This is a genomic window from Arthrobacter sp. NPDC058288, assembly GCF_042880995.1.
Classification (GTDB): Bacteria; Actinomycetota; Actinomycetes; order Actinomycetales; family Micrococcaceae; genus Arthrobacter.
This window is the reverse complement of the sequence record NZ_JBHVYH010000001.1, coordinates 913,170-931,352: the sequence shown is the minus strand read 5'-3', so window position 1 is coordinate 931,352 and position 18,183 is coordinate 913,170. Positions and strand designations below refer to the sequence as shown.

The window sequence follows — 18,183 nt, the reverse complement described above, 5'->3', positions numbered from 1 at the left end:
GTGGTCGAACGCGAGTCGATTGAACGGTACCGCCTGGCGTCGGCCGAGCTTTCGAGCCGCGTGACTGCCGAGTTGGCCGCATACTTCGCAGCGCTCGATTTGTCCCGGCCGGAAGCTGTCCGAGACGCGCTACTAGAGTTCATGCCGGTGCTCGTGGCCCAGTACGGACAAGTGGCCGAGGTGCTGGCCATGGACTGGTACGAGGAGCAGCGCGCAGAGTCTGGGGCCTCCGGCCGCTTCCGGGTGACCGTTCCGCCACCGGCAGTGACCGCCGCCCGTGTTGAAGATAAGGTCCGGTACCTCGCTGGCCATCTATGGACTCCTGAGCCGGCGGCCATGCTGTCGGCTCTCACGGTGGCGACTGACAAGTATGTGAAGCAGTCCGGGCGCGACACGATCACATGGAACGCGGACCGCGAGGGCGCCACGTGGGCGCGAGTGCCGTCTGGGCCGAAGACGTGCGCATGGTGCTTGATCCTGGCTTCTCGTGATGCCGTTTACGTTTCGAAGAAGTCAGCGGAAGCGCGGGCGGACGGCGACAAGTACCACGGACGCTGCGACTGCCAAGCGGTTCCCTTGCGCCGCGGCGATGAGTATCCCGAGGGGTACCTTCCGGATGACTTCTACGACATGTACCAGATCTCCCGCGACGCGGCCGGGTCTGGCGACATGAAGGAAATTGCGGCAGCTATGCGTCGCGAGTTCCCGGACTTCGTCAACGACGGCGTCCACACCCACTAGGTTCCCTTCCGCGCGATGCGGGCAGGGTTATTTGCCGTGCGATGCGGCTTTCACGAAGGAGCTTTCCCATTGAAAAAGCAGTTCCCCCACGGCATTGACATCACCGCCCCTGGCGGACTCACTGCGCTGATGGCCTTCCACCGAAAGACCTTCGGTAACGCCGTCATGGAAACGGATCCGGCAGGTGCCCCAACTGTCCCGGCGGTCGTTCCGCCCGCGGCAACTCCGGTTGTTCCGGACGAGTCGCAGCTCGGTGACGCCGGCAAGGCCGCATTGCAGGTCGAGCGCGATGCTCGGGCTACAGAGAAGGCCCGTGCCGACGCCGCCGAGGCAAAGTTGCAGGCAGCAGAGGACGCCAAGCTGTCGGACATCCAGAAAGCGCAGAAAGAACGAGATGACAAGGCGGCTGAGAACGCGACGCTCAAGGCAGCCAACGCACGTCTCGCCGCTCTCACCGAACACCCCGTGCCCAAGGAATACCAAGACTTGGTGACTGGGAGCGACGAGGCCACTTACCTTGCCTCGGCCAAGAAGATCTCCGAGCTCTACGCACGCGCCGAGGGGAAAGCTCCGAAGCCTGACCCAGTCCCGGGTTCAGGTAAACGCTCCGGCGATAACAACCCTGCTGGGGGGTCCGTGGCCACTGGCCGCGACCTCTACGCATCAACCAACAAGAAAGGCTGATCATGCCTCGCTACACCACCGAATCTTTCGGCAGCGGGAACATGTCCTGGCTTGGTTCCGCGCACGCAATTGAAAATGCGCAGACCGCCATGCTGGACATCTCCGCATTCACCGCCGGCACCCACTACCCGGACGGCTACATCCGTTCGGGCACTCCCGTCGCGAAGGTCGCGGGCGCCCTGGTGCCCTATGACGCCACGGAGGGCACTGTCACCGGCGCCGGAATCCTGGCCGGGTTCGTCCTGACCGATCAGAAGGTTGTTGGCACCGCGGATTTCGCCGTGCCTCTCTTCGATCATGGCCGCGTCAAGACGGCCAACCTGCCCATCGCGTTCACCAAGCCTGCCGCCGCGGCAAAGCTTTCCGCAACCACCATCGTCTTCGTCTAAGAAAGGGGGATGAATCATGGCACTTTGGACTGACCTCATCACTCCCGGCGAGCTGACCGGCTACATCCGCGCTGCTCTCGCCGACATCGAATCCAACCGCACGTCCCTGGCGCGCTGGCTGCCGAACCGCGAGGTTCCGCGCATCACCGTCCGCTTCGTCAAGGGCCGCAACGGTCTCGTCGCCGAGGCGCAGTTCCGCGCATTCGATGCTGAGCCCGAGATTGCGGGCGGCACTTCCGGCCAGCGGGTCACCATCGAACTTCCGGCAATCGGCCAGAAGCGCGTGATCTCCGAGTACGACCAGCTCATCGATGAGAGCGCATCGGATGAAACCATCCGGGCGTCCATTCTTGACGAGGCGAAGGCCGTTGCTCGCGCGATCGCTGACCGCATCGAACGCCTCCGCGGCACCGTACTTGAGACGGGCAAGGCGACTGTCACCCAGTCGAACTTCTCGTTCAGTGACGACTTCGGGCGCGATGCCGGCCACACCGTGACCGCGCCCGTCCTCTGGTCCGACCTGACCGCTGATCGTCTCGGCCAGTATTCGGCCTGGGCCGATGTGTACTCCGCATCGAACGACGGCGAGACTCCGGGTTCGGCCATCATGTCCCGGAAGGCGTTCAGCGCGCTTGCCGCGGGCAACCAGTTCAAGACGACTCTGATCGGCGGTGCGCAGCGCCCCGCCATCGAGTCCGAGGTTCGCGCCTACCTTGAGTCGGCTGGCTGGCCTCCGATCTACATCTACGACCGGCGCACCGCCGCCGGCCGCGTGATCTCCGACAACAAGGTGCTCTTGCTCCCTGAGGCCGTCGACCCGAACACTGGCACTTCCCAGCTCGGCAACACGTTCTGGGGGCGCACGCTCACGTCCAAGGATTCGTCCTACGACCTGACCGATTCCGAGCAGCCGGGCGTTGTGGCTGGCGCGCACAAGTCGGAGACGATACCGCACATCGCGACGGTCGAATCCGATGGCATCGCCCTCCCGGTCCTGGCGAACGCGAACCTGTCCTTCGTGGCCACGGTTCTCTAGCTGATTGAGATCCTGCGGGGCGCTTCCGGGCGCCCCGCAGATCTCCCTTCGAAAGGATCCACCATGGCAGTATTTGCCACGCACGTCGTGCTCATGCGCGACTTCCAGGCTGTCGCCTTCGCGCCCGGTGATGAGCTTCCGGAGTGGGCAGAGGGCAAGGTGGGAGACCACTGCCTCGTGCCCGAACCAGAAGCTTCTGACGCAGATGGCTCCGGCACGCAGGACGCCGCGGAAGATGAAGATCCGGCGGAGGATCAGACGGACTCCGAGACTGACGAACCCGAGTCAGAGGACGAGCCGCAGGCACCTGCCGCCGACGTCCCCGACTTCACCGCGCCAGCTCCTGTCCGCCGCGGCAGCCGCACCCGGAAGTAGGAGCCATGGCCGCCGACTACGCGACACTGGCCGATCTGAAGGTGCACTGGTCAGATCTTCCGGCTGAGGATGAAGCCGACGCCTCGCAGAAGCTACACGAGGCATCTGTCGAGGTCCGCGGTAACTACCCGGACCTCGATGCCCGAATCGCGCTGGCCATCGAGGATGGCGGCATGGATCCGGACATCCCGAAGCTGGTTGTTTGCCGCATGGTCAAGCGGGCTTTGGATGTCACCGGCGACGCGCCAATTGCTGGCATGGAGTCAATCCAGTTCGGCACCGGCCCGTTCTCGATGGGCGGCAAGGTTCACAATCCGGACGGGAATGTTTACCTTTCGTCCGCTGACAAGCGGCTGCTGGGCAAGTCCCGTCCGCGGGGCCAAGCCTGGACCATTCACCCGGGAGGCTGACATGGGCATGGCTTACGCGCTCCCCGGCGATTATCACGCGCCGGGAATGTCCATTGTGAAGCGGTTCCCTAAATCGTGGCTCACCTCCGTAACCGTTCTACGGGGCGGCGGCAAGGATGCGAAAGGAAACCCGATCGCACCTCTGGAGATCTTGGTGACAGGCTGCTTGATCGCGCCTCGAGCCACAGCGGATCCAGTCGACCGGGCTGATGTTGTGAGCTCCACGGCCGTCCTTTACCGAGACCCCGGGTTCACGTTCCTGCCCACTGATCGGATACGCGTTCCCGTAGATGCGCGGATGGCCGGCACATGGTCTGTGGACGGGCGCCCGGGTGCGTGGCCTTACGGCTCTGAGGTTGGGTTGGTGATGGCCTAATGGCGCTGCGAAAGGTACCCGGCTCCAGGTCGTATATGGCTGATGATTCCGGGCTCAAGGATCTGGGCACCTCAACGACCGTTGGCGAGGCGACACTGGCGGCAGCGCAGCGCCTGGCTGGTAATGCGCAAGCGGTGGGGCGCGGCGAGTACGAGGCCACACCGACGACCGTCACTGGTGGCTGGGCGAACGAGCGGCGCGCTGGCGCCGTGGTCCGCGAGACTCGGCGCGATTGGAAAGACACACGCGACGCAATCCTGCTGCGCGTGGCTGACTCGATGAGGGTGAGGGGCTCAAGTGATTGATGCTCTACTCTTCCCGGACACCCGCGATGCGCTGTTCGACCTGATCGACGGCGCCACTCATCTCGGCCAGCCGGTTAGGGCGGTCTACCAGATCCCCGCCGACACCTACGGCGCGATTCAGGGCCCCTTCCCGGTGGCCCTGATCTACGTCACGGGCGGCACCCGGGGCTTCGTTGACCGGGTGGACCGGGCAACGATCGAGGTCTACGCTCCCGGCCAGCAAGCCGTCAACATCCTCGAGTCGATCAGCGCTTCCATCGTCGGCTCAGACATAGAGACGCCGTCCGGGTATATCGATAGTATCGCCGCGGATATCACCGCGGCTGACGTGCCTTACCAGTCCGACACGATCAACAAAGCCGCCGCGACTTTCCTCGTAACGTCCCGGCCCCTCTGACCCCGCACGGGGAAATCAACTCATCGCCCTTGAAAGGGGTCTATTTTGCCTACCTTCGATACCATCCGCCAGGGCGCCGACGAGCGCGCACTGATCCGCAAAATTCAGAAGGCAGTGGCCTTCCTCGCACCCAAGACCGTTGACCTGCCGGACTCGCTGTTCGACGTCGGCGGCGCCCTGATCGACCTGAAGACGGCCGGCTGGCTACCGGTCGGAATGGTCACCCCCGATGGCTACGAGTTCGGGCGCGACATCTCCAAGGAGGATGTGACCGCTCTCGGCTATGCGTCCGCGGTGCGCTCCGACGTCACAGAGGTTGCCAGGTCCGTGACCATGACGCCGCTGGAGACCGGCCGGAAGCACATGCTGGAACTGACCTACGGCACGGACCTGTCCGCTGTCACGCAGGACCCGACGTCGGGCGAAATCGTGTTCGAGGAACCGGACCTGCCCGTTGGCCAGGAGTACCGTCTCCTGATCGTCGGCTCTGACGGCCCGGCGGCTGAGAACTGGATCCTTGGCCGCGGCTACGGCGCGGTGAAGCTCGCTTCGACCGACTCCCAGACATGGGGCACCGGCGATCCGGTTCGGCAGCCTCTGACCTTTGATGTCTTCACGGACACCGAGGTCGGCACCCCCGTCCGCCATTACATCGGCGGCACCGGTGCCGTGGCCCACAAGACGGTCATGGGCTTCACTGCCGGCGTCTGACCCTCCCCCTAAGCACGGTGCGCGTCGTTCTCCGGGTGTGGCGGCGCGCACCGTTTCCACCTGACACCCGAAATCTTTAGGAGCCGATATGCCCCGCTTCACCAAGGACGGTCACACCGTCGAGACGTCCGTCGCTACCGAGGCCGCTGAGCTGCGCCGCGACGGCTACAAGGAAGAGAAAGCCAAGACCGCCGCTGTCAAGGCTTCCGATTCCGCTAGCACCACCAAGTAACCAACCAACCCCCTCACACCCGGAGGCAACACCATGGCCGTAGACAAGCCGAACATCAACCTGACCCTCGCCGCCCTCGAGGCGGAGGTCGCTAAGCCTGAGCCCTTCGTGCTCGCTCTCAAGGGCGGGAAGCGCATCACGTTCCCCGACCTGTACGACCTGCCCGCCGTCGAAGCTGAGGCATTCTTCGCCAAGTTCGAGGGCGCCGGCCGGACCGACTTCGCGCTGCTCGAGGAGTGGCTTTCCAAGGCGGACTATGAAGCGTACGTCGCCGCCCGTCTCCCGCTGCGCGTCCACGGCGCCCTCATCGAGCGGGTCATGGCCTACTACCAGCAGACGGTTGGGACCCCGGGGGAAGATACCGCCTCCGAGAGCTGATCCACCGTTACCGTCCGCAAATCCGCGCTGACCTCTTGCGGGAGTTCGGCGTGGATCTTGCGGAGTGGTTCCGGGCCAAGCGGTGGGTTGCGTTGCTCGAATTGATCGACAACCTGCCCACCGCTTGCAGGCTCAACGAGGCAATAGCGAACGACCCGGAAGCAGCGGCCCACCTGGCCGAGCTGAGGCTGTCCAAGCCGGAGGACGCCGATCCGTGGTCCCCAAGAATTTCTGAGTTTGACCTGAATATCACGATGCTGCGGGAAATCCTTCACGCCATCAAGGGCCTGCGGCAGGTAAGCATTGCGGCGGCCGGTGGGAAGCCTGGCGAAGAGAAGCCGTTCCCCGCACCGTACACCGAGATCGACCGCGCCATCGAGTCCGCGGAACGCAACTGGGCCGAGCTCTTCGTCCAGCAGTTCGGGTTCAAATCCGACGACATCTGACAACTCCATAGGAGGCCCTTGTGCCCGTAATCGGTGTAGCCGAAGTCCTCGTGTCTCCGGTATTCAAGGACCTCCAGAAGAAGGTCGGGCAGGAGCTGGACGGGGCCGCGAGTAGCGCCGGTCAGTCCGCCGGTTCCAAGATGGGCGCCGCTCTCGGCGGCGCCCTGAAGGTCGGCGCGCTGGCCGTGGCAGGCGGCGCCATGGCTGGAATCGGCGTGGCCCTGACCAAAGGCTTCGGCCGTCTGCAGGCCATCGAAAACGCAAAGGCAAAACTGACCGGGCTGGGCCATGACGTAGAGGCCGTAACGGGCATCATGAACGACGCCATGGCCGCTGTAAAGGGCACCGCGTTCGGCCTCGATGAGGCGTCCACAGTGGCGGCCGGCGCTGTTGCTGCCGGCGTCAAACCCGGCAAGGACCTCGAGCGGACCCTCCGCCTGACCGGCGACGCGGCAACCATCGCGGGTGTGGGCATGGGCGAGATGGGTGCGATCTTCAACAAGGTCGCGTCATCGAACAAGATCCAGGGCGACGTGATCGCTCAACTCAATGACGCCGGTATCCCGATCGTGCAGCTGCTCGGCAAGGAACTGGGCACGACCGCTGACGAGACGCTGAAGCTCGCATCCGATGGCAAGGTGAACTTCGAGACCTTCCAGAAGGCGATGGAGGCTGGGCTTGGCGGCGCCGCTCTGGAGTCCGGCAAGACGCTGCAGGGCGCATTCAAGAACACCATGGCGGCTGTCGGCCGTATCGGCGCCTCGCTGCTGTCCGGTGTCTACCCGAAGATTCAGCAGTTTTTCTCCGGAGCCATCGAGTGGCTGAAGCCTTTGGAGGCTGGCGCGAAAGTGGCTGGCGCTGCTATTGGAGTGTTCCTGGACAAGGCCGTCAGCGGCGCGCAAGGTCTGTACGATCTGCTCGTCAAGGGCGACTTCACGGGCAAGCTCACCGCAGCGTTCGGTTGGGAAGAGGACTCGCCACTGGTTGACTTCCTCCTCCGGGTCCGCGACGGCGCGAAGGGCCTCTACGACTTGCTGGTTACCGGCGACTTCACAGGCAAGCTGACGTCTGCGTTCGGGTGGGAAGAGGATTCACGGTTCGTTGACTTCCTCCTGACCATCCGCGATGAGGTCAAGAAGATCCCGGACGCGCTCCAGAAGGTCATCGACACCAGCAAAGATGTGGCCAAGTGGCTTTGGGACATGCGCGAGCCTATCGGGATTATCGTCGGATTGATTGTCGTCTCCCTGATCCCGCACTGGGTAGCCCTTGGCGTCGAGGCTATGAAGTCCGCGGTGAAGCAAAAGGTTGCTTGGGGGATCACGCAGGCCGAGGCGATCAAGTCCGCCTTTGTCCACTCGTGGGCAGTTGTGGCCATGGTCGGCGGCTGGCTCCTCATGGGCGCCCAGGCAACCATTCAGGCTGTCAAGATCGCTGCCGCGTGGCTGATCGCCATGGGCCCGGTCGGGTGGATCATTGCCGGCGTCGCGGCGATCATCGCCGCCTTCGTGCTGGCTTACAACAACATCGGCTGGTTCAAGGATGGCGTAGACGCTGCCATGCGCTGGATCGGCGACGTCGTGTCCGGCGCGTTCGGCTGGATTCAAGACGCCATCGGTGCAGTGGTCAACTGGTTTACGAACGTGGCAATGCCCGCATGGTCCGCCGCTATCGACATGGTCGGCGGATTCTTCATGTCCCTGTGGGCTGACTGGATCAAGCCAGCCTTCGACGGGATCGCCTCGTTCATCAAGTCAACCATTGACGGTATCGGCGCCGTGTTCACATGGCTGTACGAGAACATCATCAAGCCCGTATTCGATGGGATCTCCGCGGCGGTCAAGTTCGTGGGCGATGTGTTCACTGCCTGGTACCTAACGTCCATCAAGCCCGTATTCGACTCGGCGGCCGTCATCATCAACGGCTTCTACCTGTTCTTCCGTGGCATCTTCCAGCTCGTCGTTTCGCTGATCACGTACATTGTGATCCCGCTGTTCATGGCGTTCTGGAACCGGATGGTGGAAGCGTTCACGGCCATCGGCAACACAATCGCCGGCTGGTGGAACACGACAGTGGCCGCCTTTACCGCGGTAGGCGCGGCCATCAGCGACTGGTGGAACGGCGTAGTGGCGATCTTCAACTCCGCTGTCAGCTTCGTACGAGACGTGCTCTCGGCGGTGTTCACCTGGCTCTACGAGACGGTCATCAAGCCTGTCTTCGACGGGATAGGCAATGCGATCAAGTGGGTCTGGGACAACATCATCAAACCCGTGTTCGACAACTGGGTGTACTTCTTCACCGTAGTCATCCCCCAGGCGCTGAACTGGCTGCACGACAACGTCATCAAACCCGTATTCGACGCCATCGGCAACGCCGCGAAATGGGTTTGGGAGACGCTGCTCAAGCCTGTCTTTGATGCATGGGTGAACGTGTTCACGGTCCTCTTGCCGAACGCCTTCAACTGGCTGTATGACAACGCGATCAAGCCTGTTTTCGACAGCATCGGAAACACGATCAAGTGGGTTTGGGACAACGTCATCAAGCCCGTCTTTGACACGCTCTCGGACTTCATCACCAAGACGATCCCCAAGGCTTTCGAGGATGGCGTCGGCTTCATCAAAACGGCATGGGACAAGCTGCAGGAAATCGCCAAGATGCCGGTTCGCTTCGTTGTGGACACGGTCATCAACGATGGCCTGATCGGTGCGTTCAACACGGTGGCCGGCATCCTGCCAGGCATCGACAAGCTGCCCCGGGTGGCTCTGCCTGACGGGTTCGCCCGCGGCGGCATCCTGCCGGGGCAGTCGTCCTGGCGGAACGGTGACGACCAGCTCGTGCCGATGCGGCGCGGTGAGGGCGTGCTGGTTTCTGAGGTCATGCGTGACCCGTACGAGCGTGCGCGCCTGTACGCGATGAACAAGGCCGCCGTCATGGGCCGAAAGGCGTCAGAGGCGCGGGCCCTGTTTGGTGAGGGCTTCGCTAAGGGCGGCATCGTCAACCCGTTGAAGCAGCTGATCGAGACACAGGGCTACAACCGCGTGCACAAGGGCGTCGACTTCGCAGCATCGGTCGGAACTCCCGTGTTCGCTACGGAAGCCGGGCGCGTGTCGTGGTCCGGTCCCGGCGTTCAGGCTCCGGGCGTGTGGGGCGGGAACGAGGTTCACGTCGATGGCGGCTCCGGCATTCAGTCGTGGTTCGCTCACCTGTCCTCAATGGCTGTCAAGGTCGGCGACATGGTTCGGGCGGGGCAGCAGATCGCGCTGTCAGGCAATACGGGTATTTCGTCTGGGCCTCACCTGCACTTCGGAACGTTCGCGGGCGGCTGGCCGAACGACGTCAACCCGTACAGCTACCTGTCCGGCGCTGGCGTACCTTCGGGCGGCGGCTTCAATCCGCTGGCGGGCATCATCGATGGGTTGCTGGCGAGGTTCCGGGAGGCGTTCCCGGCTGCGGGCATGATCGCTGACCTTGCTATCGGTGTGGGCAAGAAGCTGTTCGGCAGCGTATCTGACCTCATTACCGGCGGCCAAGGTTCGGCAGCGGGCCCGGCACTGTATGATCTCGGCGGCATCCTGCCCCCGGGGATCTCGCAGGTAGTCAACCGCACAAGCAAGCCCGAGGCGATCCTCAACCCGCAGCAGTGGGCGGACATCAGCCGTCTTGCAACACAGGGCGGCGGCCGTGGGGATATCAACTTCCACGGCAACGTCGGATGGGACCCGAACGAGGTCGCCCACCGCATCGAAACGAAGCGCCGGGACACGTTCGCCGCTTTCGGAATCTAGGGAGGTCATTTAGTGGGTATCGCTTACGCCATCCCTTACATTCCGCCGACGCCGCCGGCGCCACCATGGCGGGGCATCAGCCTCTCATGGACGGGCTGGGACGGTTCCGAGTGGGAGCTCACGCGCCCGGCCACAGGGTTGTTCCTGCGGCCGGGCGTGCGGGGCCTGCACCTGCCATCGTTTGAGCGGCTGTCCAGCTCTTCGCCGATGGTCCCGGGCTCCCGGCATCGGGGCACGTCCACGGGAGACCGGGAAGTGCATTGGCCGGTCTACCTGTATTCGGATGACAGTTCCGCCGGGTTTCTGGCGCGGGATCAAGCATTCTGGCGCTCGCTCGATCCGGACATGGAAGGTACATGGACGGCGGCCGTTCCGAACGGCGGGCGCCGCACGCTGGACCTTCGCCTGCTGAACTCCGACGACGACATGGCCCGCGACCCGATCAAGCACGGATGGGCCAACTACAGCATCACGCTGCTAGCCGATGACCCCTACTGGCTCGGAGAGACGGTCACGAAATCATGGGCCCAGGGCGACATGCGGCCCTACTACATCACTCCGGAGGACCGCGCCGCCTACGGCTACCCCGACGACGCGATCCACTACCTATCCCCGGGCGGCTCGCTCGGCTCGGCGACGTTCACTAACGACGGCGACGTTCCGGCCTACGCGGTTTGGACTGCGATAGGCCCGACGACGGCTGTCTCATTCGGCGTCGGTGGCCGGGACATCATCGTTCCGTTCGACATCCCAGACGGATATGCGGTCCAGCTGGACACCGACCCCGTAAACGGTCAGGTGCTCTGGTTTGGGGCCTGGAACTCGGTCAACAAGTCGCTGCTGGCTCCCGTGGACCGCACAGCGGAACTGTCCCCCGCATCCGCGTTCGTTCCTATCCCCCGAGGGCAGGACCGGCCGCTGACTATTCAGATGACCGGATTCGGAACCGTGATCGCCTCCGTCCGGAACAAGTACCGGAGGGCGTGGTAATGGCCGCCGAGATCCCCTACGAGATCCTCGTCTACAAGGGCTGGGACTTCCGGGGCTGGGTTGGCCGGCCGGGCGATCTGAAACCGACGATCCGGCACAACATGATGTCCACGGCGACGTTCACAATTGACGCGGACCATCTGCGGGCATCGGATCTGATGGCCCCGGGCGCCCGAGTGAAGATCTACAAAGACGGCAACTTGGAGATGACCGGCCCGGTGCGTCTTGCCGGCGGCGACTTCAACGCGGCACCGTCCCTTACGTTCACGGTCGAGGACGATTTTCGGATCTTGCACAACTGGTTGGCGTGGCCGAAGCCCACGGCCGCGCTCACAGGGCAGGACGTCGAGTATCGGTCCATCGCGGGTCCTGCTGAGACTGTCGTCAAGACGGTCATGGCTGAGGCTGCTGCACGGCTCGGCTTCCCCCTGACCGTGGCGCCGTCATTGGGCCGCGGGGCGTCCGGCAAGTACACGTTCCGGTTCCACCCGGCATACGACCGGTTGTTCCCGGCCGTCGACCAGGCAGGCATCGGCGTCACTGTTCGCCAGGACGGCGTTGGGCTGCTACTGGACTGCTACACGCCGCGGGATTACCCGCACGAGCTGTCCTCGGAAAACGGGACCGTCGTCGGTGGCACCTACTCCCTGGCAGCCCCTTCCACTACCCGGGCGATTGTCGGAGGGCAGGGCGAGGGCGTGGCGCGCGAGTTCCGGGAATTCAAGGACACAGCACGTGAGTCCGAATGGAACGACGTCATCGAGGTCTTGCAGGATGCCCGCGACTCATCGTCCGGCGATGTCTACGCAGACCGCGCTAACGAGGTCCTAGCCGAGGGGGCGCCGCTGGCCGGGCTGTCCTTGGAGCTCTCCGAAACCAAGCACTTCCGCTACGGCGGCGACGGGCTCCGCGTGGGCGACCGCGTGACGGCCAAGATCCGCGGCCAAGCGTTCACCGACGTGCTGCGCGAGGTCCGACTCTCATGGGATAGGGCGGGCGACGTCGCAACTCCCATCGTGGGCGAACGAACCGACGACCCGGACCTGAACCTTGCCAAAAGAATCCGCGCCCTGCAGCGCGACAACGCAGATAGGAAGGCCCGCTGATGGCTTTGACGAGCGTCTTTTACGACGGCGTAGTGACAGAAACTGACCGGGCGAAGAACCTTGCCGGCAGCCCGGAGTACGGCGTCTACGGCATCGATGATTTCAAGGTGACCGCTCACCCGTCGATCCCGTACAACGTCCTTGTCAAGGCGGGCCGGGCTCACGGGCATGGCGTCACTGACGAGGCGGCCATTGACCAGATCGTGCCGTGCGACACCCTGGCAACCGGCGCCCGTTGGGACCTGATCGCGGTCCGCCGAAACTGGCAGCCGGCACTCGGTGGCCCGTCCACGCTGGTTGCCATCACGGCAGGCGCGACGGCCGAGATCCCGGCGGCCCGCAAGGTGGGCCCGGGCGTGGAGGATGACCAGCCTATCGCGCTGGTGAAGTGGAAGGGTGGCCTGTCCGCTCCCGAGACGATCATCGACCTCCGCGTGTGGGCTGGCAACGGCGGACTGTATGCCAAGGACGACCTCGTTCGCACGTACCTGACCCGCGTCGGCACAGAGGTGAACATCAACGGCGCCCTCTGGGTATGCAGCCTCGGCGCGAACGGAACAACCACGTGGGACAAGGCTTCCGAGGTCGGCAAGGTCCCACTGTTCGGCGTCGGAGGATCCGTTACCGGTGGCGCGCCACCAACCGGCGCTCAGTTCCTTGTGCAAACCGGATCGAAGGTCGGCACCACGGACACACAGGGCTATGCGAACGTCGTATTTCCGAAGGCGTTCCCCAATGGCCTGCTCTACGTCGGGCTCTCGAACGGAGACTCGTCCATCGACCGAGCTTACGGCCGCGGGACTCTTGCCATGAATCCCTCGGGCGCACCGTACGACAACGGCACCAAGACGCAGGTTACCTACACGGTTGCGTTCCCGACCGGCTTGGCTCCGGGACTTGTGCACCGCGTCAACTGGATTGCGATCGGGTGGTGAGCGCAATGCCAGTGTTCCTCACCAAACTCCGACATGCACTCGGCAGGCTCACCCGGACCGACTGGGCGTTCCTCCATTTCAAGGCGGCCCTCGGCTTCCTGCTGATGATCCCACTGGTACAGCTCAACTCCGTGCGGGACAACACGAACCAGGTGTTCATCACCATCTGGTTCGGAGTCACCCTGCTGGGATTCTGCGTGAGCGCCATCGGCATCGTGATGTCCGCGCAGAAGTACGAGACTCGCCGCAACGGCTTCCGCTGGGAAATGGCGGGGCTCTGGCTCCTGCTGTCCGGCCCCTTGGTTTTCATCCTTCTGCAGGCCGGGCTGTGGATCACCACTGGTCAGCAGCGCATCGTGACGATCGCCCTCTGCTACGTGATCGCCGCGGCCATCCTGGCCCGCATGGTCATGGTCAAGTCGGCGGCCAAATCCCGCACCGTCATATTCCGGTACCTGGATGAGGAAGAACGAGGAAAGCATGGCTGACGGACACCTCGCACTCACCTTTGCCCTGCTGCTGGGACGCGTGCCATTGGCTGACGATCCGGTGGATCCCAACCTACCAGTTCCCCTGCCACTGCTGCTGTCCGCTGTCGGGCTTGCTGGGGCGGTGCTGACTGCATTGATCGCCGCATGGGCCAAGCGGTGGCGCACGCCGGCGGACGCCCGGGAGGACCGCAAGCTCAACCTCGAAGCTGACGAGCGCCTGCTGGCCCGCTTCGAAAAGATGCTGCAGGAGCGTGACAGTTCAATCGATGAGCTGCGGCAGGAGCTCAAGGAAGTGCGCGCCCTCGCCGAATCGGCTGTCACCGATAACCGGGCACTTGTCGACTGGATTTACGCTGCTGTCCGCGTCGTGCGGGACCTCGGCGGAATTGCCCTGCTCCCTGCCCCGCCCAAGGGTGTCACCATCGCCGACCATCCCGCCCACTACGCAGGAGCCAAGACATGATCGACGTTCAGCAGAGCCTTGGCCTGTGGATCCCACAGGTAAACGGCCAGTACGTGAACGAGGACTGGAACCCGGAGAACAAGGGCTTCGGTGCCCAATGCTGGGACACGGCGGCGCATTGGTCCCGTTTCCTCGGCCTTCCGGTCATCAATACCGGCGGCGCCGGACGCTGGCCTGGATGGGCAGGGAACATGGTCGACGCTTTCCCGCAGTCGCCGGAGATCGCCGCGGCGTACGAACTGATCAGCCCGGACCAGCCGGGGCGCCCGGGCGACATCGTCGTGTGGGGCGACGCGTACTGGTACTACCCGGCAACGCACGTGGCTGTCCTTGTGCAGGACAAGGGCGGCTGGCAGTTGTGCATGTCCGGGAACAGCAGCGACTCACTGCCGGATAACCCGTACCCGGAGTGGACGACGGGGCCGACAATTCTGCAGCACCTTCCCAGCCAAGGACTCATCGGCTACATCCGCCCCCGCGTTGGCGGCACCATCGCCGTGCAAAGCACCATCACGGCCGTCATCGACATTCCAGTATCCCCGGAGGACAAAATGCTCGTACTCGCAACGAACGGTTCCAGCCCGCAGGTTTGGGCCGGTGACGGCATCCTTCGCCGCCCCGTCTGGACCCTCGACACCATGAACGCCCAGCAGTGGCTCGCCCGCAACAAGGTCCTCGGCCCGTTCTACAAGGACGGGGAGATCCAGACCATCCCTGACCTCAACTCCATCGGCATCGACATCACTGCACTCGTCGGGAAGGACGTGAACGGCAAATGATCACCTTCGACATTCCCCTGTTTCTCGTCCTGCAGCTCCTGGCCGGCACGGTCCTGCCGCTGCTGGTGGGCCTCGTGACGACCCGGGAAACAAGCCCCGGACGCAAGGCCGTCTACCTGGCCGCCCTGAGTGTTGTCATCTCACTGCTCACCGAGATCGCCAGCGCACTGCAGGCCGGCGTCGTGTACAACCTCGGCACCGCACTGATTGCCGCACTCGTTACCTTCCTGATCGCGGTCGGAACCCACTTCGGTCTGTGGAGGCCAACCGGAGCATCTGCCAAATTGCAGGCAGTCGGCGGCCCCGCTGACGGCAGCAACGAAGCCTCGACGTCCTGAAGGAGCACTGATGACCGATTACCCATACGAGAGTCAGCTTGTCGCCGACCCTCTGACGTTCCAGCGCGCCGTCAATTCTTCGGTGACGGTCTACGACATCGACGACACCAGCGAAAGCACCCCGCTCGCGCTAAAGGATCTCAGCGGGCTCCCGCTGGCCAACCCTGTGACGAGCAGCGCGGACGCTTTCACCCCGCCGTTCATAGCGCCGGCTGATGGCGTCAAGCTCGTCGGGGCCGGGCTGATCGTTCCGGTGTTCTCTCCGAAGGGCATCCGGGACGCTGCGGAGGCTTCCGCGCTGGCCGCGCAGGAGGCGGCCGGCGCTGCGGCGACGGCCGGGGCGGCTGCGGCTGATGCTGCCACGGCGCAGCTGCAGGCGGCCACCACCAGTGCGGCTACCTCGGCTACCGCGGCGACAACGGCGCAGGCCGCTGCTGTCGCTGCCCAGGCGGCGGCCGAAGCCGCTGCCGCAGTCTCCTCGGGCGGCGGCGTGGCGCTCGATCCAGTGGACGCTGACACGCTTCTGATCACCACCAAGACGGACGGCTCGGTTGCTATTGACCCGTCCGACGCCGACGCCATTCTCATCACAACCTAAGGAGCCGCCAGCATGGCAACTCAAAAAGTCCCCACACTGGACGGCTCCGGCCGAGTCCGCGAAAAGCACCTCCCAACTAACCTCGGCGCAGCGGCACTAAATGCCACTTATGCGCTCAAGGGTGAAACCTCAGGAACGCTGATCTACTCGGCCGGCGCGTACCCCGCCCGACCAGCTGGCGCCGTCGCCGTGACCTACATCGGACCAGTACAGCCGACCACGTGGATTGTTAACGACACTTGGAAGGACAACTCCTAATGAGCGACTTCACAACAGTTGTCACCGGCACACCCGTCTACGCTGCCGGCAATGCGAAGTTCGGTTCCGGCGGGTTCTCCGGCGCCATCATCGGCGCGACCGGCGCGGACAGCTTCCTCTCAAGCACGGGCGCGGACGGCGGCAACCTCACAACGGGCACCGTCGAAGCATGGGTGAAGCACCCTGCCACCACCTCAACGCGCACAGCCTTTGCACACCCCGGCTGGTACTGGGCGGGCGCGGCAGCGGACGGCAAGGCCACGGCGCGCTACGGCCCCACCGGAGCGGAGGTAACGCTCGGCTCGAACATCGTTATCGCCGATGACGCATGGCACCATATCGCGCTCGTGTTCGTCGCTGGTGTGGCAAACCTATACGTCGATGGCGTCAAGACCTCGGCAGCAACCACCGCGAAAGCAACCAGCTCAGCGGCAGGCGGCGCTCAGTTCTACATCGGCGGGCTCGGAAGCTCCGGCTTCCAGTGGCAGGGCGCCATAGACGAAGTGCGGATCAGCAACACCGCGAAATACGCCGGCACCTATGCCGTGCCGACTGCCGCGTTCGTGTCCGGTTCGTCAACCGTTGCGCTGTACCACCTCGACGCCAGCGGCGTGGACACCGCGCTCCCCGATATGGGCGCCGATAACTCGCCGGTCACTATCGCCCCGAACGACGCCAATATCGTGTACAGCCCGTACAACTGGAACGTCACATCCACGCAGGCAAAGACCATCAACGCGGGCGCCTACCTGCGGACCACCCTCAGCGGCACAGCAACTTCGCTCAAGGCAAAGTTTGATCTGACCAACGCTTTGACCCCGCTCCCTCAGATCTCCTTCCGGGTAGACGGCGGGTCTTGGACATCAACGACCATCGCCGCAGACGTAACCATCCCCATGCCGACCAACAACACATGGGGCGCGCACCTGGTAGAGATCCTCGTCAAAGCCACCACTGAGACGCAGAACCGTTGGAACGCACCGCAGAACACCGCCGTCGTGTTCCTCGGATTCAGTGCCGACCCCAGCAGCATCACGACCCGAACCACCCGCACGCGGAAGCTCTACGTCCTCGCCTATGGTGACTCCATCACGGAGGGTGTGCGGACGCTCGCGCTCAACGGCGCGGGCGGCGACGTAGACCGCAACGACTCAGCATCGGGCTGGGCTTACCCGCTTGGCGAACTGATGGGCGCAGAGGTCGGCGTCGTAGGGTTCGGCGGGCATGGCATCGTGGACACGGGCGGCGGCAACGTCCCCGGCATGGTCAACACCTACAACCTGCTCTGGGCCGGTCAGGCGCGGTCCTTCACTACCCCGCAGGCGCCGGACCTGATCCTCCTGAACCAGGGCACGAACGACAAGGTGGACATTATCGACAGCACCAAGACCGTGCTGAATAACCTTCTGGCTGCGACACCGAGCACAACCAAGATCGGCGTGATCATCCCCTGGAACACCAACAGGCGGGCGGACCTTATCGCGGGCGTTGCGGCGTGCGACTCAACGCGGCGGGTCAAGGTCATCGACACTCCCGGCTGGTTCGTGTCCTCGGACGCATCGGACGGCATCCACCCTTACGGCTACACAAACCTCGTGGACCTGTCCCCGCGCATCGCAACAGCGGCACGGGCAATCCTCGGGTCCGGCGGGACGTACCTGAACGTGGGCGGCGTTGCCAAACCGATCAGCCCGGTAGTGGTCTAGCTAGATCGCCCACTCGTTTTGGTGTGCGTTCCAGCAGGCGTCAGAGCAGTATGCGGGACCGTTGCGGTCCACGGCGGTCCCGCACTCTGCGCACGTCTGCGTACGGTTGAACCACATCAGCAGCTTGTCTATCGGTCGCATCCCCATGCGAGAAGTATAGGGGCAAGTAAGACCAGCTGGTGTTCGTGCCCGGCTTCTACGCTTTCGCTGTGGGCAACGGCATCGGCGGCCCTTGGGGATCATCCTGGGACGGC

At 64.1% G+C, this 18,183-nt stretch carries 24 protein-coding genes; 23 read left to right on the top strand and 1 reads right to left on the bottom strand.

The annotated features are described in order from the left end of the window. The 23 genes from ACFVWT_RS04355 to ACFVWT_RS04245 all read left to right on the top strand — a co-directional run bounded on the left by ACFVWT_RS04355 (window position 1) and on the right by ACFVWT_RS04245 (window position 17,929). On the top strand, window positions 1–741 hold the full coding sequence (locus ACFVWT_RS04355; protein ID WP_390245563.1) for a hypothetical protein: 741 nt from the start codon (window positions 1–3) through the stop codon (window positions 739–741). A gap of 69 nt (window positions 742–810) precedes the next feature. Continuing rightward, window positions 811–1,425, top strand: a complete 615-nt coding sequence (locus tag ACFVWT_RS04350) for a hypothetical protein (RefSeq protein WP_390245561.1) — start codon at window positions 811–813, stop codon at window positions 1,423–1,425. A gap of 2 nt (window positions 1,426–1,427) precedes the next feature. Beyond that, window positions 1,428–1,814, top strand: coding sequence for a head decoration protein (locus tag ACFVWT_RS04345; RefSeq protein ID WP_390245559.1), 387 nt, complete (start codon window positions 1,428–1,430; stop codon window positions 1,812–1,814). Window positions 1,815–1,830: 16 nt separating this feature from the next. Further along, window positions 1,831–2,850: a major capsid protein gene (locus ACFVWT_RS04340; protein WP_390245557.1), complete on the top strand. Its 1,020-nt coding sequence runs from the start codon at window positions 1,831–1,833 to the stop codon at window positions 2,848–2,850. 63 nt (window positions 2,851–2,913) lie between these two features. Beyond that, a complete protein-coding gene (locus ACFVWT_RS04335; RefSeq protein ID WP_390245555.1) occupies window positions 2,914–3,225 on the top strand; it encodes a hypothetical protein in 312 nt (103 codons plus the stop codon). A gap of 5 nt (window positions 3,226–3,230) precedes the next feature. Next, the gene (locus ACFVWT_RS04330) at window positions 3,231–3,635 is read left to right on the top strand and encodes a hypothetical protein (RefSeq protein ID WP_390245553.1); all 405 of its coding nucleotides are present in this window, start codon (window positions 3,231–3,233) and stop codon (window positions 3,633–3,635) included. A 411-nt stretch (window positions 3,636–4,046) separates the two neighbouring features. Next, complete coding sequence (locus tag ACFVWT_RS04325) at window positions 4,047–4,316, top strand: hypothetical protein (RefSeq protein WP_390245551.1); 270 nt, start codon at window positions 4,047–4,049, stop codon at window positions 4,314–4,316. Further along, the gene (locus ACFVWT_RS04320) at window positions 4,309–4,713 is read left to right on the top strand and encodes a hypothetical protein (protein ID WP_390245549.1); all 405 of its coding nucleotides are present in this window, start codon (window positions 4,309–4,311) and stop codon (window positions 4,711–4,713) included. The genes ACFVWT_RS04325 and ACFVWT_RS04320 overlap by 8 nt, the downstream gene beginning before the upstream one ends. 45 nt (window positions 4,714–4,758) lie before the next feature. After that, on the top strand, window positions 4,759–5,424 hold the full coding sequence (locus tag ACFVWT_RS04315; protein WP_390245547.1) for a hypothetical protein: 666 nt from the start codon (window positions 4,759–4,761) through the stop codon (window positions 5,422–5,424). Between the two features lie 88 nt (window positions 5,425–5,512). Further along, window positions 5,513–5,656, top strand: coding sequence for a hypothetical protein (locus ACFVWT_RS04310; RefSeq protein ID WP_390245545.1), 144 nt, complete (start codon window positions 5,513–5,515; stop codon window positions 5,654–5,656). A 33-nt stretch (window positions 5,657–5,689) separates the two neighbouring features. Then, window positions 5,690–6,034, top strand: coding sequence for a hypothetical protein (locus ACFVWT_RS04305; RefSeq protein ID WP_390245543.1), 345 nt, complete (start codon window positions 5,690–5,692; stop codon window positions 6,032–6,034). Between the two features lie 50 nt (window positions 6,035–6,084). Then, on the top strand, window positions 6,085–6,480 hold the full coding sequence (locus tag ACFVWT_RS04300) for a hypothetical protein (protein ID WP_390245541.1): 396 nt from the start codon (window positions 6,085–6,087) through the stop codon (window positions 6,478–6,480). A gap of 20 nt (window positions 6,481–6,500) precedes the next feature. Next, a complete protein-coding gene (locus ACFVWT_RS04295; RefSeq protein ID WP_390245539.1) occupies window positions 6,501–10,265 on the top strand; it encodes a peptidoglycan DD-metalloendopeptidase family protein in 3,765 nt (1,254 codons plus the stop codon). Window positions 10,266–10,277: 12 nt separating this feature from the next. Further along, window positions 10,278–11,255, top strand: coding sequence for a hypothetical protein (locus ACFVWT_RS04290; RefSeq protein ID WP_390245537.1), 978 nt, complete (start codon window positions 10,278–10,280; stop codon window positions 11,253–11,255). Next, window positions 11,255–12,361, top strand: a complete 1,107-nt coding sequence (locus tag ACFVWT_RS04285) for a hypothetical protein (RefSeq protein WP_390245535.1) — start codon at window positions 11,255–11,257, stop codon at window positions 12,359–12,361. Before ACFVWT_RS04290 ends, ACFVWT_RS04285 begins: the two co-directional genes overlap by 1 nt. Continuing rightward, complete coding sequence (locus ACFVWT_RS04280) at window positions 12,361–13,296, top strand: hypothetical protein (protein WP_390245533.1); 936 nt, start codon at window positions 12,361–12,363, stop codon at window positions 13,294–13,296. The genes ACFVWT_RS04285 and ACFVWT_RS04280 overlap by 1 nt, the downstream gene beginning before the upstream one ends. Beyond that, entirely contained in the window at window positions 13,293–13,784 is a 492-nt protein-coding gene (locus ACFVWT_RS04275) for a hypothetical protein (protein WP_390245531.1), read from the top strand. The genes ACFVWT_RS04280 and ACFVWT_RS04275 overlap by 4 nt, the downstream gene beginning before the upstream one ends. After that, window positions 13,777–14,250 (top strand): hypothetical protein, encoded by a 474-nt coding sequence (locus tag ACFVWT_RS04270; protein WP_390245529.1) that lies wholly within the window; start codon window positions 13,777–13,779, stop codon window positions 14,248–14,250. Before ACFVWT_RS04275 ends, ACFVWT_RS04270 begins: the two co-directional genes overlap by 8 nt. Continuing rightward, window positions 14,247–15,029 carry a hypothetical protein gene (locus ACFVWT_RS04265; protein ID WP_390245527.1) on the top strand — a complete coding sequence of 261 codons (783 nt, stop codon included), beginning with the start codon at window positions 14,247–14,249 and terminating at the stop codon, window positions 15,027–15,029. Before ACFVWT_RS04270 ends, ACFVWT_RS04265 begins: the two co-directional genes overlap by 4 nt. Next, window positions 15,026–15,367, top strand: a complete 342-nt coding sequence (locus ACFVWT_RS04260) for a hypothetical protein (RefSeq protein WP_390245525.1) — start codon at window positions 15,026–15,028, stop codon at window positions 15,365–15,367. The genes ACFVWT_RS04265 and ACFVWT_RS04260 overlap by 4 nt, the downstream gene beginning before the upstream one ends. 10 nt (window positions 15,368–15,377) lie before the next feature. After that, a complete protein-coding gene (locus ACFVWT_RS04255; protein WP_390245523.1) occupies window positions 15,378–15,965 on the top strand; it encodes a hypothetical protein in 588 nt (195 codons plus the stop codon). Between the two features lie 12 nt (window positions 15,966–15,977). Next, window positions 15,978–16,223 carry a hypothetical protein gene (locus ACFVWT_RS04250; protein WP_390245521.1) on the top strand — a complete coding sequence of 82 codons (246 nt, stop codon included), beginning with the start codon at window positions 15,978–15,980 and terminating at the stop codon, window positions 16,221–16,223. After that, on the top strand, window positions 16,223–17,929 hold the full coding sequence (locus ACFVWT_RS04245) for a LamG-like jellyroll fold domain-containing protein (protein ID WP_390245519.1): 1,707 nt from the start codon (window positions 16,223–16,225) through the stop codon (window positions 17,927–17,929). The genes ACFVWT_RS04250 and ACFVWT_RS04245 overlap by 1 nt, the downstream gene beginning before the upstream one ends. Here ACFVWT_RS04245 and ACFVWT_RS04240 read toward each other — a convergent pair whose 3' ends face one another. Then, window positions 17,930–18,076, bottom strand: a complete 147-nt coding sequence (locus ACFVWT_RS04240) for a hypothetical protein (RefSeq protein WP_390245517.1) — start codon at window positions 18,074–18,076, stop codon at window positions 17,930–17,932. Between the last annotated feature and the right edge of the window lie 107 nt (window positions 18,077–18,183).

What these genes read in the sequence shown, in the direction of transcription:
- ACFVWT_RS04335 (WP_390245555.1), top strand. Translation starts at nt 2,914, where the DNA reads ATGGCAGTATTTGCCACGCACGTCGTGCTCATGCGCGACTTCCAGGCT.
- ACFVWT_RS04340 (WP_390245557.1), top strand. Translation starts at nt 1,831, where the DNA reads ATGGCACTTTGGACTGACCTCATCACTCCCGGCGAGCTGACCGGCTAC.
- ACFVWT_RS04305 (WP_390245543.1), top strand. Translation starts at nt 5,690, where the DNA reads ATGGCCGTAGACAAGCCGAACATCAACCTGACCCTCGCCGCCCTCGAG.
- ACFVWT_RS04345 (WP_390245559.1), top strand. Translation starts at nt 1,428, where the DNA reads ATGCCTCGCTACACCACCGAATCTTTCGGCAGCGGGAACATGTCCTGG.
- ACFVWT_RS04270 (WP_390245529.1), top strand. Translation starts at nt 13,777, where the DNA reads ATGGCTGACGGACACCTCGCACTCACCTTTGCCCTGCTGCTGGGACGC.
- ACFVWT_RS04330 (WP_390245553.1), top strand. Translation starts at nt 3,231, where the DNA reads ATGGCCGCCGACTACGCGACACTGGCCGATCTGAAGGTGCACTGGTCA.
- ACFVWT_RS04250 (WP_390245521.1), top strand. Translation starts at nt 15,978, where the DNA reads ATGGCAACTCAAAAAGTCCCCACACTGGACGGCTCCGGCCGAGTCCGC.
- ACFVWT_RS04280 (WP_390245533.1), top strand. Translation starts at nt 12,361, where the DNA reads ATGGCTTTGACGAGCGTCTTTTACGACGGCGTAGTGACAGAAACTGAC.
- ACFVWT_RS04265 (WP_390245527.1), top strand. Translation starts at nt 14,247, where the DNA reads ATGATCGACGTTCAGCAGAGCCTTGGCCTGTGGATCCCACAGGTAAAC.
- ACFVWT_RS04260 (WP_390245525.1), top strand. Translation starts at nt 15,026, where the DNA reads ATGATCACCTTCGACATTCCCCTGTTTCTCGTCCTGCAGCTCCTGGCC.
- ACFVWT_RS04255 (WP_390245523.1), top strand. Translation starts at nt 15,378, where the DNA reads ATGACCGATTACCCATACGAGAGTCAGCTTGTCGCCGACCCTCTGACG.
- ACFVWT_RS04245 (WP_390245519.1), top strand. Translation starts at nt 16,223, where the DNA reads ATGAGCGACTTCACAACAGTTGTCACCGGCACACCCGTCTACGCTGCC.
- ACFVWT_RS04240 (WP_390245517.1), bottom strand. Translation starts at nt 18,076, where the DNA reads ATGGGGATGCGACCGATAGACAAGCTGCTGATGTGGTTCAACCGTACG.
- ACFVWT_RS04285 (WP_390245535.1), top strand. Translation starts at nt 11,255, where the DNA reads ATGGCCGCCGAGATCCCCTACGAGATCCTCGTCTACAAGGGCTGGGAC.
- ACFVWT_RS04310 (WP_390245545.1), top strand. Translation starts at nt 5,513, where the DNA reads ATGCCCCGCTTCACCAAGGACGGTCACACCGTCGAGACGTCCGTCGCT.
- ACFVWT_RS04325 (WP_390245551.1), top strand. Translation starts at nt 4,047, where the DNA reads ATGGCTGATGATTCCGGGCTCAAGGATCTGGGCACCTCAACGACCGTT.